Below are 13,783 nucleotides of genomic sequence, written 5' to 3' on the forward strand. Positions count from 1 at the left end.
GTCAGCGGCCGACGAAGGTGGCCGGGCGCTTCTCGAGGAAAGAGGTGACGCCCTCTTTGTGATCTTCGGTCTGGAACAGCTCGCAGAGGCTTGCGGTGACCCAGGCACCCAATTCTTCCCAGTCGATTCCGTTGGCCTTGCGCAGGCCGGCCTTTATGCGCTGAACGGCCAGGGGTGGGTTGGCCGCGATTTCGGCGGCCAAGTGCAAGGCGGTCGCCATGAGATCGACGTGAGGAACGACCTTCGACACCAGACCCACCTCGCTGGCCATCGATGCGTCGATGAGGCGGCCGGTGAAAAGCAACTCGGCGGCCGCCTCGCGGCCGACGATGTCGGCCAGCAGACCAATACCGGCGACGTCACAGCACAGACCGCGCTTGACGAACAGCTCACCGAACCTGGCCTTGGCCGACGCTATGCGGATGTCTGCGAACAAGGCCAGCTCCATTCCCCAGCCGACGGCTGCGCCGTTGACCGCTGCGATGATCGGCACATCGGTCTTCAGTAGAGCCCCGGCGAGCGGGGTGATTCGCGGGCTGCTGTCGGCGGGCACGGGCCTATCGGCAACCTTGGTCATCACCTGTTTCACGTCGTCGCCAGAACAGAACGCCGGATCGGTGCCCGTGATGACCAAACACCACGCCTCGGTTTGTTCAACGGCACGCTGGATCTCGTCGTAGGTGGTGAAGGTCAACGCGTTTCGCGCGTGTGGCCTGTCGATCGTGATCACCCCCACTCGTCCCAGCTCCTCATACCGGATCTCGGTGAAGTCGCTCATGGCTCCTGGTCCTTTCACGGGTGGCCGCAGCTTGCATCCTGCCAGGCATAGGCACCCAGCGCGGCGTCGGGCGGCTGTGCCAGACTCGCCCGATGCCAGATGGTGTGCTGCGTGTGGCCCAGCTCAACGCCGGATCGTTCCTCGAGCCCGATTGGGAAGAACGGCGCCACGAGATAGTCAGCTGGATCGACCACCTCCGTCCCGACGTCGTGTGCCTTCAGGAGATCTGGCAGTCGGACGGTTCAGCCAATACCGCCGGCTCTATCGCCGATAGCCTCGCCGAGCCAATGGCGTGGGTGTTCGGCGGCCACCCGGCCAAGGGGTTCTCGTCAGATCCGACGCTCAGGTTCGGCTCTGCGGTGTTGTCGCGGTTCGAGATCGAATCGCACACCCTGTTCGATCTGGGGCCGGCCGACGCTGCCGACCCGATAGTACGAAGCATCGGCTGGGAGCTGCTGCACGCACACACAGCCGGCCTCGACGTGTTCTCGACGCATCTGGCACCGGCACCCAGCCACGGGGTGTATCGAGTGGCCCAAGTTCGGGCGATAGACGCGCACATCCGCCGCATCCGAGGTTCGGCCGACGACCTGCGCGGCTTCGGCATGCCACGCACGACGATGCCGTCGATCTTGTGCGGTGACTTCAACGCCGAACCCGACAGCGACGAGATCCGCTGGCTCTGCGGATTGACCTCGTTCGAGGGCGACACCACGTTTCACCAGGATGCGTGGCGTGTTGCGGGCGAGGGCCCCGGCCTCACCCAGGACTGGCGAGACAACTACATAGCGGCGGGGCTCAACGTTCACCGCAAGCGCATCGACTACGTGTTCGTCGGCGATCCGTTCCTGCGCGAGGGGAACGCCGGGCGGGTGCTGTCGGCACGGCTTGGCTTCCACGAGCCGCGCACCGGCATCGCTGCCAGTGATCACCGAGGCGTGGTGGTCGACATCGCGTGGCCGACGAGGCCGTCGGCTTGAACACGCGGGGCGCCCTGCTGGACCAGTTGATGGCAGCCTCGTGGCCTGCGGCCACCGTCGAGGCTCACGGCGGATGGGCCTTTCGCCACACCGCCGGGGTGACGCGACGCGCCAACTCGGTGCTGATCTCGGGCGAAGTGCCAGACATCGACGAGGCCATCGCAGCGGCCGAAGACTTCTACCGACGGCGCGGAGCCTCCTCAACCTTCATGGCCAGCGATGCATCGTGCCCGCCCGAGGTGGTTGTTGGTCTCGAATCAGCGGGCTACGTCGCGCAGTCGCCGACCTGGATACTGGCCGCCGATGCCGACGAGATCGACCTGGCCTCGCCCCAGCCATCGTCGAACTGGGTGGCAGAGGTCGCCCAGGCGGCGAGCGATAGCTGGTTCGACTGCTATTGGGCGGTCGAGTCGGGACGCCACCAGCCCACTGCGATCGAGGTCTACCGAAACCAGCTGTTGAAACCCGACGCCCCGGCCCGGTTCGTCACGGTCACCAGATCGGGGCAGCCGGTGGCGGTGGGTCAGGTCGTGGTGGTCGGCGGTTGGGGTTGCGTCCAGTGCTTGGCCACCTCCACCACGGCCAGGCATCAAGGTGCCGGCAGGGCGGTGCTGAACGAATTGGTGGCCCAGGCCGCGGAGTTGGGTGCTCGAGGACTGTTCGCGGCGGTCATGGTCGACAACGATGCGTCGCTGGCCTTGTGTACAGGTGTCGGGCTGCGCCGCTCACACCAGTATCGCTACTACCTCGGCCCGCTTGGCTGACCTGCTACGTCACCACTTGGGGTCGATGGCCGCCGGCACGCCCAGGACGCTCTGGGCTTGAGCGCCCAGCGCCAGGCAGCGGACATCGCTGTTGCGCCACCCGATGATCTGAACTCCGGTCGGCGAGCCGTCGGCGACGCCACCTGGAATCACAACAGCAGGTGTGCCCATCAGGTTCGACGGCATCACGGGCCGCAACATGTCGAGGGTTGCCAGGGCCGACGCCTCGTCGGCAATGTCGGCCGAGTGCTCGAACGGAGGTTGGGTCCACACGGGGGCCAGCAAGAACTCGTGGCTTTGGTGCCACATGCTCCAAGCCCGCATGACCCGGTTGCGCTCTATGTGGGTCATCGCGATCGACTCGACCGTGGGGTGTGGTGTCTGCGACCTGGCCAGGGTCAGGAAGCGAACGGCATCATCGCCCATCACCGCTTCGAGCAAGGGCAGCATCACCTCGATGTCCGAGTTCAAGACGGCCAACCACAGTTCGCACACGAGTTCGAAGTCGGGCGGCGTTGCCTCGACCACATCGTGGCCCTGTGCGGCCAGCACGTCGGCAACCCTGCGAACACCTGCGGCGACCTCGGGGTGGGTGGGCGTCCCGGGCGGTTCGGCCATCACTGCGATGGTGACACGCTCGGAGTCATCTAGGTCGGGCAAGACCGCGTCGAACGAAACGGGGTCTCGCGGGTGGGCCCCGCGAACCACTCCGAAGCCCAGCGCCACATCGGCGACAGCGCGGGCCATGACACCTTCCGTCAGCATCAGCTGGTACGAGATCGGGTGATCCTCAGGCGGAATGGCGTTGGCCATCGGGACAACGCCACCGGTAGGGCGGATCGACGAGATGCCACAAGCGTGAGCGGGATTGCGCAACGAGCCGCCCACATCGTTGCCCAGACCCAGGGGGCTCATCCCCGACGCAATCGCCGACGCCTCGCCTCCGCTGGACCCCCCAACCGTGCGATCGGGATGATGCGGGTTGCGGGTGATTCCGTACAGCGACGACTCGGTGGTGACCCGCAGACCCATGTCCGGCAGGTTCGTCCTGGCCATCGGGATAGCGCCGGCAGCCTTCATCCGCTCGACCACCGGTGCGTCCATCGGAGCCACGGCTTCGGCCATCGCTGCAACTGCGCTGGTCGTCGGGGTTCCGGCCAGGTCGATGTTCTCCTTGATGGTGATGGGGACCCCGTGCAGTGGTCCCAATACGTCTCCGTTGCGCACCGCCTGGTCTGCGCGGTCTGCTGCGTTTCGCGCATCGTCCCCCAGCACGCGCACGACCGCATTGAGCTTGGGGTTGACCTCCTCGATGCGGGCGAGGTGGGCGTCGATGACCTCGCCCGAGCTGACCTCCCTCGAGGCGATGGCACGAGCCAACTCGATAGCGGTCATGTTCCAGAGCTGAGACGACATGACGACCCCCTGTCGCGTCTTCGGTCGGCCGCGGACGCTAGCACCAACCGATCGGCGACCACCCGGCGAGCGCCTTCGACTGAAGACCTCGGCTTGCCGGCGCGTAGGGTTCGGTCAGATCATCCGCGACGAGGAGGCCCGGTGTCAGATCACCCGTTGGTTTTGTCAGGCCAGTACGGCTCGCCATATTCGATGAAGATGCGAGCGGTGCTTCGCTACAGGCACATCCCGTTTCGGTGGGTTCCCCGCAACTCGAAGTGGGACGACCTTCCCGACCCGCCGGTGATGCTTATCCCAGTCATCGTCTATCCGAACGCAGATGGCACTCACGGCGAGGCCACCATCGACTCGTCGCCACAGATCATGCGTCTGGAGGGCGAGTACACCGGTCGCAGCGTGGTGCCCACAGACCCCGCACTGGCGTTCATCGACTGGCTGATCGAGGACTACGGCGACGAGTGGGTCACCAAGGCCATGTACCACTATCGCTGGACCTACCAGACCGATATCGACAAGGCCGGACACCTCCTGCCGGTCATGCGCAACATGCAGCTCGACAGCGACGGCGCCCAGAAGATGTACGACTACATCACCAACCGTCAGATCGGTCGACGCGAACTGGTCGGCTCGACCGAGCTGAACCAGCCCATCATCGAGAGCTCGTACGAACGCCTGCTCGACATCTTCAACGCCCTCTTCGCCAAAGACACGTTCTTCCTCGGCGACCGACCGGGCCGTGGCGACTTCGGGATCTTCGGCCAGCTCACCCAGCTGGCCAAGTTCGATCCAACGCCGATGGCGCTCACCACCACCAGGGCTCCGAAGGTCATCTGCTGGGTCGACATGATGGACGACCTTTCGTGGCTGCCGGTCGAGGGCGACCAAGGGTGGCGAACACTCGATGCCCTACCTAAGGCCACCACCGACCTGCTGCGCGAGATCGGCAAGACGTATGCCCCGTTCATGATCGCCAACGCCCAAGCCTTGATGGCGGGCGCCAACGAGGTTGCGTGCGACATAGCAGGGCACACCTATCGCCAGGCACCGTTCGCTTACCAGGCCAAGTGCCTTCAGTGGCTGCGCGAGCAGTACCGCGCCCTCAGCGACGTGAACCGCCAGCGGGTAGACGCCTTCCTGGAAGGCACCGGCTGCGAGGTGCTGTTCAGGTAAGGCTGCCGAATCGGGTCGGTCGCAGTACCGACCCGGCGTCAGACACCATCTGCCTGCGACCCCTCGACATCATCGAGAGGCTCGACGGGTCGCAGCGACACCTCTGTGATTGCCCGGCCCCACATCGATGTCACCATCAGTTGCCACGACCCGACCGTGACCCCATCGCCGGCGGCCGGAATGCGCCCCAAGGCCGACAACACCAGCCCGGCCACCGTGGCGTAGTCGCCCCTGGGCAGATCGACGTCGATGTCGGGCAGGTCGTGGATCGGAAACCGGCCAGGCAGCGAGATGGAACCGTCGGCGTGATGGACAACCGATGCCAGGTCGCGATCGGTCTCGTCATAGATCTCGCCGACCAACTCCTCGACCAGGTCCTCGACTGTCACGATGCCCTCGGCCCCGCCGTGTTCGTCGACCACCAACGCCATTTGGGCGCGCTGGGCCTGCAGCTCACGCAGCGTGTCGAGCACCCGGGCCGACTCGGGAAACATGGGCAGATCCATCACCACAGACGAGATAGGTCGGTCGCCGGCGTCGAGCAACTGTCGAAGGTGGACCACCCCCACAACCTGATCCAACCGACCTCCATCGGCAACCGGCGCCCGGCTGTGCCCGGACGCTGCCAACCGGTCCAGCGCCTCGGTGCTGGACCACCCCATGTCGACCACAAAGACATGGCTTCGGGGAACCAGGATCTCGACTAGCGACCGGTCGGCGATCTCGAATGCTCCGTCGATGATCTGGCGTTGTTCCGGTGTGAATGTCGGCTGCACAGCCACCATGTCACGAAGCTCTTCTTCGGTAACCTCCTCGCGCCTTCTGTCGGGGTCGCCGCCCACCAGGCGCACCACGACATCGGTCGAGTGCGAAAGCAGCCACACCAAAGGCCGCGACACCTTCGACATAGCCGCCAAAGGGCGGGCCATGATGAGGCCCCATCGCTCGGCCATCTGCATTGCGAGACGCTTTGGTGCCAGCTCGCCCAGCACCAGCGTCAAATACGACAGCGCCAGAGTGACCAACACGATCGCCGCCGGCCCGGCACCGCGGCCCAGAAACGCCAGCGGTTCTTCCAGCGGCTCGGCTAGCGACACCGCAGCTGTCGCCGACGCAAGAAATCCGGCAAGTGTGATGCCTACCTGAATGGTCGCCAGAAACTGGTTGGGCTCGCGCGCCAATCGCACCAATAGCTCGCCGGTGGTCGAGTGCTTCTCGAGGCGCTGGAGTTGGCCTTCGCGAAGAGACACCAGCGCCATCTCGGTGCCCGCAAACGCCGCGTTGACTACCACCAACACAGCGACAAGCCCTACCTGGAACCACAACCCCGACATTCGATCTCCGACTATCTGCTGCGACCCGTGGCCGCTCCTACAGTCTGGCGGCAGCAAGACCGCTCGCACCCAGGCTCAAGCGCTGTCGCCGCCAAGGTCGATGCGTCGCAACAGTTGGGCGTTGGCGGCGACGATGATGGTCGACAGGCTCATCACCACTGCGGCCAGAGCGGGCGGCATCGCGAGACCCGCAAACGCGAAGGCGCCAGCTGCGACCGGAATGGCAATCGTGTTGTAGGCGCTGGCCCACACCAGGTTCTGAACCATCTTTCGATAGGTCGCTCTCGACAGCATGATGACGCTCAAGACCCCTCTGGGATCATTGGATGCCAGTACCACGCCGGCCGACTCGATCGCCACGTCCGTTCCGGCGCCGATGGCAATTCCCAACTCGGCTCGGGCCAACGCAGGGGCGTCGTTGACGCCATCACCCACCATCGCGACGCGAAGACCTCTTTGTTGCAGCTCGTCGACCTTGGCATCCTTTTGGTCGGGAAGTACCCCAGCAAAGACCTCGTCGATGCCTAGATCGTCTGCAACGCTACGGGCGACCTGCTCGGCATCTCCGGTGATCAGCAGCACCTGGATACCGAGGTCGTGGAGCGCCTGCACTGCCTGATGCGATTCGGGCCTGATCTCGTCTGCCAGCGAAAGCGCGCCGACCGCTGCTCCGGCAACTATCACCCACAACACGGCTGCGCCACCATCTGACCATCGCCGGGTTGCGTCCTCAAACTCCGAGGGCTGTTCGATGTCGAGTTCGTCCATCAGCGCAGGCCCGCCGACGTACACCTGTTCACCCTCCACCATTGCGCTGACGCCCCGCCCAGCCATGGCTTCGAACTGGCGAGCGTCGGGGATATCGCCAAGATCGTGGGCCGCGTCGCTGATCGCTAGGGCTATCGGATGCTCGCTTTGGCGTTCGGCGGCGGCGGCCAGAGCCAGCACGCGGTCTTCGTCCCATCCGTCTGCGGACACGCATTCGACCACTGCGTGATTGCCCTTGGTCAAGGTTCCGGTCTTGTCGAACAAGACTGCGTCGACTGTGCGCATGCGCTCGAGGGCAAGACGGTTCTTCACCAGTACGCCGGCCTGCGCGGCGGTCGCAGTCGATATCGAGATCACCAGCGGAATCGCCAATCCCAGCGCATGGGGGCATGCGATGACCAGCACCGTCACAGTACGGATAACCCCCTCACCGGCGTTGCCAACGATGGCCCAGATGACCATCGTCACTGCCGCGGAGCTCACGGCGACGTAAAACAATGCCGCTGCGGCTTTGTCGGCCAGGGCTTGAGCGCGCGAGTTCGACGACTGAGCGTCAGAAACCATTCTTTCTATTCCCGCCAGCGTCGTGTCTTCGCCGACCGCTTCGATGCGAACCTGCACGGACGAATCGGTCGAGACCGTCCCGGCCACGACGTGATCCCCCTCAGCACGCTGAACCGGCCTCGACTCGCCCGTGATCATCGATTCGTCGAATGATGCAGAACCCTGCTGTACCGAACCGTCAGCCGGTACTCGCCCTCCGGGGCGCACAAGTACGAGGTCACCGACTGCAAGCGATCCGATGTCGACCTCTACGGCGTCGTCGCCTTCGAGACGTTCTGCCGTGTCTGGCAACATCTCGGCCAGAGCATGCAGCGCGCCTCGGGCATCGCCAATTGCCTTCATCTCTTGCCAGTGACCCAGCAGCATCACAACGATCAACCCGGCCAGTTCCCACCAGAAGTCGAGGTCACCCCAGCCCAGCGAGGAGGCCAGGGATGCTCCGTAGGCCACCGACACAGCCAGGGCGATCAGCAGCATCATTGCAGGCTGACGCTGCTTGGCTTCGTCGTACCCACCGGTCAAGAATGGACGACCGCCCCAGACGTAGATCAGCGTTCCGAAGACCGGGGCGACCCAACTGTCCCAGCGCAGATCGATCGAATAGCCGAACCACTCCTGGATCTGTGCGGAGAAGATCAGAACCGGAACCGACAAGGCCAGGTTCCACCAGAAGAGGCGACGAAACATCTGGGCGTGCTGGGTGCTGTGTTCGCCTGTGTCGGCCATCGGATGCCTCCACCCGAGTCATTCCCGCCAGTGGTCGGATCCAAACACCAGGCCTGTAGTTGCTCAATCATGTTTGAGTCAATATAGGCTGAGTGATACCGGAGTTCCCGCCGCGACCGCTGGAGGCCACACGACATGCCAGATGATCAGCCCGACGAAGGACCGCTGCGTCTCTCTGCCGAAGAGATCCTGCTGATAAGGAGGTCCTCGCAGCGTCTGAGTGAAGAGTTCGAAGGCGTGTTCAACGTCGAGACCATCGAGCGCTTCATCATCGATTCGCAGACGAAGCTGAGCTCAACCGCTCGAATCGCCAACTGGCTGCCGGTGCTGGTCGAACGCTTCACCCGCGATCGTCTCAAGGCGCTGGCACGGCTAGAGGTCGGCAGCCTCGGCAGGCCGGCCGTGCTGTTCTTGTGTGTTCACAATGCCGGGCGTTCACAGATCGCTGCCGGTTGGCTGCGCCACATGGCGGGCGATCGAGTCGATGTGTTCTCAGGCGGCTCCGAACCCGAGCACTCGGTCAACGATGTCGCCATCGAGGCCATGCAAGAGGTGGGCATCGACATCTCGCACGAGTACCCCAAACCGTGGACCGACGAAATCGCCCGGGCCGCGGACGTGATCGTCAGCATGGGTTGTGGCGATGCATGCCCAGTGTTTCCCGGGAAGCGCTACGAGGACTGGGACCTGACCGACCCTGCGGGCCAGCCCCTGGAGGTCGTCAGGCAGGTCCGCGACCAGATCCGCTCTCGCGTCGAGGTCCTGGTCAAGAGTCTGGGTCTCGACGACTACGAGGCTCGACCGACCGGGTAAGGGCGGTTCTGGACGGGACGCGCACCTGTGCTGGGGTCGGGCACCGCGGTCGCCCGGTCGACGTGATCGGCAAACCACCGCAACACGCCGGCTCGCTCCAGCAGATCGTCCAAGCGAGGCGACCTGGCCTCAACGTAGCGGGCCAACATGACACCTCTGGCCTGGTCCAGGAACGGGGTGGTCGCAATCTCGGCGAATACGCCGTCGGCAAGCTCCACAGATGCCGAACCGGCAACGGTGGCTTGGGCAACCCAGGGCAAATAGTGGCGACCCGCTTGCGCTATGACGTCGACCAGCGACTGAGCGATGTCGTCGGCGTCGAACCAACCGCCGAACTGTTGACGCTGGGGCATCATCAGCCGATGCGTATGGCCGACCACGGCCGGGCCATGCTGATCGGCGATTTCGCGACAGTACGGGTCACCCACGAAGTGGGCGACGTTGGCGCCGAAAACGGCGAAGTCGGCCAACGACGGCCTACGGCCGAGCAGATAGCCACCATCGCCGAGGTGGACTTCGAGCGCCTCGAACCACGGCACCAGCACCGCAGACATCCAAACGTCGATGTTGTCAGCCATCACCCCCAGGTCGGGCAGGCTGGCCGTCATGTTCGCCACGACGTTGGTCCTGACCAGCGCTCCGGGCAATCCGATGGCAGCCGACAACTCCTCCGCGATCTGCCAACCGGCGGGCTCGGTGTTGGCCGGGTAGCTCCAGCGGCTTCCGACCGCGGGCCGATAGAACCACTCGTCGGAGAAGTCGTCCAACAAGTAGGCGACAAACCGAAGCACTGGGTCTTCTGGCAAAACGCGCTTGTCCTCGTCGACGGAGTGATCGAGATATTCGATGATGGCCGTCGAGTCCCACATCAGCTCGCCGTCGGGGGCGGTTACGACAGGGATGCCGCCCGTCCAACCCGCCTCAGTAGCCGCCGGGTGAAGGCTGGGCGGACACGGCTCGAGCCGCCAGGGCCGGTCGGTGTAGTCGAGGTATCCGGTCACCTTGCGAGTGAAGTACGACCTGGTGAGCCCGTGGACGATGTATGGAGCCATGGGCCGATTCTGTCTCATGCGCCGGCTCACCACCGATTAGCGTCGCCATTCATGCAGTCGTTCGCCATCCACGGTGCTGGGCCGCTGATGCCCGATGCGCTGGTTGGCCTGGCCCGATCGGCTCAGGCTGAGGGTGTTGCCAACGTCTCCGCGACAATTCGAGGCTGGACCGAGGGCACGCAGCGCTTTGAGCTCCCGGGCGAGTCGCTGCTGATAGCCCGGGACGAATCGGGTGAGGCCGTGGGAGTGGGGGGCCTGACGCTGTGCCCCCATGTCGATGGCGCCTTTCGCATGCGGCGGTTCTACGTCGAGCCGGCCTGGAGACGCCACGGTGTGGCAAGAACCCTCGCCCGACGGTTACTCGCCCTGGCGGCCCAACACACCGATACCGTCACCTGCAACGCAGCGGCTTCTGCGGCCGCCCCCTTGTTCTGGGAATCGATGGGCTTCGAGCGATCAGAGGTGGTCGGCATTACCCACCTGTGGAGATCGAGTCACAACTAGCGACGGCGTTGGACGCCGCTGGTGCTAGAGCTGAAGCTGTGAGGCCACCATCGGGTCTATGGCCACATCGATCAGCAGGGGTGTTCCGGGCTGACGTTGGGCGATGTGCTTTTCCGCGATGTCGAAACCCGCCACGTTCTCGACCCTGACCGTGTCGTAGCCCATGGCCTCGGCCACCGTGCAGAAGTCGGGCCACTCATGCTGCGACACAGACGGGTCGATGCCCAATCGGAAGAGCTGGATGTGTTCGGCGCCGTAGCTGCCGTCGTTGAACACCACCACGATCAGGTCGAGCTGGTGTTCGACCGCCGTGTGCAGTTCGGCGATGCCGCCCATCATGAAGCCGCCGTCGCCGGTCAGCAGCACCGTGGGCCTGTCGGGTTTGGCCACAGCAGCGCCCACGGCATTACCCATCCCGAGGCCGATCGAGCCGAAGGCGTGGCTGGTCACCAACGCTGTCGGCTCTGGCACCGGCATCGTCAGGGCTTGACGCATGAACCGGCCCGTGTCCACCGCAACTGTGCGGTCGCTGGGGATGATCCGGTCCAGATGCCGCAGCGCAGTTCGGGGGTCCAGGTGTGTGTCGGTGCTGAGATCGTCGGCAGCGGGTTCATCCATGAGCTTGCGCTCCAGATCGGACGAACGAAACGCCGACGGCTGGTGGTCGACGGAGCGCAGCATCTCGGTCATGTCCTTAACAACCCTGCGCACATCGCCGACCACGGCCACGTCCACGTCTACTCGCACACCGATCTGGGCCGGGTCGATATCGACCTGCACCACCCTCTTGTCGCGAAGCAGTGCACCTCGATCTGTGGTGTGGCGATTGAGGGCCGCACCGAGCACCAGCACGCAGTCGGCTTGCCCGATGGCGTCGAGCGCCGCGTCGTGAGCCAGCGTTCCGTGGATACCGAGGTTGAACTCTTCGCCACCGAAGTATCCCGAGCCCAACACGGTGGTGCAAAGCGGCGCTCCGAGTTCGTTGCCGAGGGCGACTATGTCGTCACGAGCCCCGGACAACACAGCCCCTCTGCCGGCGAGAATCAGGGGTCGGTTGGCCGAAGCCAGCAGACCCACGGCCCTGTCGAGGGCGTCGGGGTCGGCCCCGACCGATAGGTCGAAGCGACCAGCTGCCGGAACAGGCGTGTAGTCGGCTTCCTGGCGAGAGATGTCTACGGGCACGTTCAGGACAATTGGCCTGTGTTCGGCCCATGCCCTGCGGATGGCCTTGGCCAGGTCGGCGGCCAGCGTCGACGCAGACCAGACAGGAGCCCAGCCGGCACCAGTGGTGGCCACCAGGGCGGCCTGGTCGATCTGCTGGGGATGATCCAGCTCGTCGGCGGGCGTGTCTCCGGCAACCAGCAGCATGGGGGTGCGAGACCTGACCCCATCGACCAGCGCCGTGATGGTGTTGGTCATGCCAGGTCCGTGGGTGACAGTTGCGACGCCCAGGCGGCCCGAGCTTCGAGCGAAACCCAAAGCCATGCTGACCGCTATGGCCTCGTGGGTGGCTCCCACATAGGTGACCCCCAGATCGCGGATCAGGTGGTGCCCCATGAACAGGTTGGCGTCGCCGAGGACGCCGAACACCGTGTCGACCCCCTGATCGACGAGGCTGCGAGCAAGAACTTCCGAGGCCTTCATTTGGCCAACGTACAACCCAGCCGCTTCAGCAACTCAGCCGAGAAGACTGCGCCCTACGCAAGTAGGTGGGCCGACGCCCGGGTGCGCGAAACAACAGAGCCTCGATGCACCACGATTCTGTTGGGGCTGGCGTCGGCCAAAGCCGAGATGATGTTCGCACCCTCGATGGCGACAAGATCGGCCCGCGAGCCTGGAGTCACTTCGACCGGCGGGCGCCCCATCGCAATGCGGGGTGCTGTCGAGCACATGTCCCACGCATCAGCAGGGTCGAGGTGAGCAACCAGCGCCAAGACATTCGCAGTCTCGAAAGGGTCGCAGCGACCAAACGGGAAGAAGGTGTCCTGGACGTTGTCCGATCCGGCCGCCACGACCACTCCAGCGTCACGCAAGACGTTGATGGCGGTAACCCCACGAGGCGGCCCAACCTGCTGCTCCCAACCAAACAAGTACAGGCTCGTAAGGGGCATGGTGAAGACGGCGATCCCGGCCTCGGCCAGAGCATCAGCTGTCCGCTTCTGAGTATCGATGTCTTGGGTGGCAAGGCTGACGCAGTGACTTGCGACGACTCCGGGCAAATCGTGTCTGCGCACCTGACGAATCAGCTCCGGTAGGTAGAACAGCCCGGGGTCAACAGTCTGGTCGGTGTGAAGGTCGAGGGGCCGGCCTGCCCGGACGGCCGCATCCACAGCTGCGGTCGTCGCCCCGATCGGATCTGGGTCGATGTCGGGGCTGGCACCGACGACGTCCACACCCGCCTCGATCGCCTCGTCGAGCAACCGCCGGATAGCGCCGCTGTCAGCTCCACCCAACGGCCCGGCAAGCGCAACCAGCTCGAGGTCTGCGATGCCGCGCCTCGTCATCTGGTCGCGAACCTCTATCAGCGCGTGCACCCCGCGCAGTCCGTGGATCGTCGTCACGTCGACATGACTGCGAATTGTTGTAGTGCCGTGGGCGACAAGCCGCTCGACACACGCCGTTGCCCGGTCAACGAAGCTCTGGTGTGAGATCTCGCCAAGTCGTCCCTTCCACTCCGAGACGCCGGTGTCGAGATCAGGGGCGATGGTTCCTGTCCAGAAGAACGCCTTGTCCAGATGTGCGTGAGCCTCGACACCGGCGGGCAAGATGACCATTCCGCTCACATCTTCAACGACGTCGCTCTCGGCGAGATCGACTCTGCCAACCTCCAGAATCGTTCCCGACGCCGGATCTAGTGACACGTCCGCGAGCGTCCCGTCGCCGAGACGGCCGCCAACAAGAACCAGGCGCATGA

General features: G+C 64.7%; 12 protein-coding genes. 5 read left to right on the plus strand and 7 right to left on the minus strand.

The genetic code is table 11. The annotated features are described in order from the left end of the window. Position 1: 1 nt before the first annotated feature. On the minus strand, positions 2 to 778 hold the full coding sequence (locus tag R2770_17665; protein MEZ5282293.1) for an enoyl-CoA hydratase-related protein: 777 nt from the start codon (positions 776 to 778) through the stop codon (positions 2 to 4). Between the two features lie 92 nt (positions 779 to 870). On the opposite strand from R2770_17665, the gene R2770_17670 reads away from it, so the two are divergent. Both R2770_17670 and R2770_17675 read left to right on the plus strand, forming a co-directional pair. After that, the gene (locus R2770_17670; GenBank protein ID MEZ5282294.1) at positions 871 to 1,758 is read left to right on the plus strand and encodes an endonuclease/exonuclease/phosphatase family protein; all 888 of its coding nucleotides are present in this window, start codon (positions 871 to 873) and stop codon (positions 1,756 to 1,758) included. Next, positions 1,755 to 2,522, plus strand: coding sequence for a GNAT family N-acetyltransferase (locus tag R2770_17675; protein MEZ5282295.1), 768 nt, complete (start codon positions 1,755 to 1,757; stop codon positions 2,520 to 2,522). Before R2770_17670 ends, R2770_17675 begins: the two co-directional genes overlap by 4 nt. Before the next feature lie 9 nt (positions 2,523 to 2,531). Here the strand turns inward: R2770_17675 and R2770_17680 are convergent, their stop codons facing one another. Next, positions 2,532 to 3,938: an amidase family protein gene (locus R2770_17680; GenBank protein ID MEZ5282296.1), complete on the minus strand. Its 1,407-nt coding sequence runs from the start codon at positions 3,936 to 3,938 to the stop codon at positions 2,532 to 2,534. A 141-nt stretch (positions 3,939 to 4,079) separates the two neighbouring features. Between R2770_17680 and R2770_17685 the strand changes: the two genes are divergently transcribed. Next, positions 4,080 to 5,108: a glutathione S-transferase N-terminal domain-containing protein gene (locus tag R2770_17685; GenBank protein ID MEZ5282297.1), complete on the plus strand. Its 1,029-nt coding sequence runs from the start codon at positions 4,080 to 4,082 to the stop codon at positions 5,106 to 5,108. Positions 5,109 to 5,146: 38 nt separating this feature from the next. Here R2770_17685 and R2770_17690 read toward each other — a convergent pair whose 3' ends face one another. Continuing rightward, on the minus strand, positions 5,147 to 6,442 hold the full coding sequence (locus tag R2770_17690) for a hemolysin family protein (GenBank protein MEZ5282298.1): 1,296 nt from the start codon (positions 6,440 to 6,442) through the stop codon (positions 5,147 to 5,149). A gap of 75 nt (positions 6,443 to 6,517) precedes the next feature. Further along, positions 6,518 to 8,500, minus strand: a complete 1,983-nt coding sequence (locus tag R2770_17695; protein MEZ5282299.1) for a copper-translocating P-type ATPase — start codon at positions 8,498 to 8,500, stop codon at positions 6,518 to 6,520. A 135-nt stretch (positions 8,501 to 8,635) separates the two neighbouring features. Between R2770_17695 and R2770_17700 the strand changes: the two genes are divergently transcribed. Beyond that, positions 8,636 to 9,313 (plus strand): arsenate reductase ArsC, encoded by a 678-nt coding sequence (locus R2770_17700; GenBank protein MEZ5282300.1) that lies wholly within the window; start codon positions 8,636 to 8,638, stop codon positions 9,311 to 9,313. On the opposite strand, the gene R2770_17705 is transcribed toward R2770_17700, so the two are convergent. After that, the gene (locus R2770_17705) at positions 9,289 to 10,365 is read right to left on the minus strand and encodes a glutathione S-transferase N-terminal domain-containing protein (protein MEZ5282301.1); all 1,077 of its coding nucleotides are present in this window, start codon (positions 10,363 to 10,365) and stop codon (positions 9,289 to 9,291) included. The two genes, R2770_17700 and R2770_17705, sit on opposite strands and share 25 nt — an antisense overlap. A 51-nt stretch (positions 10,366 to 10,416) precedes the next feature. Between R2770_17705 and R2770_17710 the strand changes: the two genes are divergently transcribed. Beyond that, positions 10,417 to 10,869: a GNAT family N-acetyltransferase gene (locus tag R2770_17710; protein MEZ5282302.1), complete on the plus strand. Its 453-nt coding sequence runs from the start codon at positions 10,417 to 10,419 to the stop codon at positions 10,867 to 10,869. A 24-nt stretch (positions 10,870 to 10,893) separates the two neighbouring features. Here R2770_17710 and R2770_17715 read toward each other — a convergent pair whose 3' ends face one another. Next, a complete protein-coding gene (locus tag R2770_17715; protein ID MEZ5282303.1) occupies positions 10,894 to 12,513 on the minus strand; it encodes a thiamine pyrophosphate-binding protein in 1,620 nt (539 codons plus the stop codon). Between the two features lie 53 nt (positions 12,514 to 12,566). After that, positions 12,567 to 13,781 (minus strand): amidohydrolase family protein, encoded by a 1,215-nt coding sequence (locus R2770_17720; GenBank protein ID MEZ5282304.1) that lies wholly within the window; start codon positions 13,779 to 13,781, stop codon positions 12,567 to 12,569. Positions 13,782 to 13,783: the final 2 nt, after the last annotated feature.

It is taken from the genome of Acidimicrobiales bacterium (assembly GCA_041394185.1).
Taxonomy (GTDB): domain Bacteria; phylum Actinomycetota; class Acidimicrobiia; order Acidimicrobiales; family Poriferisodalaceae; genus JAAETH01.

Coding starts and splice junctions, on each gene's coding strand:
- R2770_17665 (MEZ5282293.1), bottom strand. CDS start 778: ATGAGCGACTTCACCGAGATCCGGTATGAGGAGCTGGGACGAGTGGGG.
- R2770_17705 (MEZ5282301.1), bottom strand. CDS start 10,365: ATGGCTCCATACATCGTCCACGGGCTCACCAGGTCGTACTTCACTCGC.
- R2770_17680 (MEZ5282296.1), bottom strand. CDS start 3,938: ATGTCGTCTCAGCTCTGGAACATGACCGCTATCGAGTTGGCTCGTGCC.
- R2770_17700 (MEZ5282300.1), top strand. CDS start 8,636: ATGCCAGATGATCAGCCCGACGAAGGACCGCTGCGTCTCTCTGCCGAA.
- R2770_17715 (MEZ5282303.1), bottom strand. CDS start 12,513: ATGAAGGCCTCGGAAGTTCTTGCTCGCAGCCTCGTCGATCAGGGGGTC.
- R2770_17670 (MEZ5282294.1), top strand. CDS start 871: ATGCCAGATGGTGTGCTGCGTGTGGCCCAGCTCAACGCCGGATCGTTC.
- R2770_17690 (MEZ5282298.1), bottom strand. CDS start 6,442: ATGTCGGGGTTGTGGTTCCAGGTAGGGCTTGTCGCTGTGTTGGTGGTA.
- R2770_17720 (MEZ5282304.1), bottom strand. CDS start 13,781: ATGCGCCTGGTTCTTGTTGGCGGCCGTCTCGGCGACGGGACGCTCGCG.
- R2770_17695 (MEZ5282299.1), bottom strand. CDS start 8,500: ATGGCCGACACAGGCGAACACAGCACCCAGCACGCCCAGATGTTTCGT.
- R2770_17710 (MEZ5282302.1), top strand. CDS start 10,417: ATGCAGTCGTTCGCCATCCACGGTGCTGGGCCGCTGATGCCCGATGCG.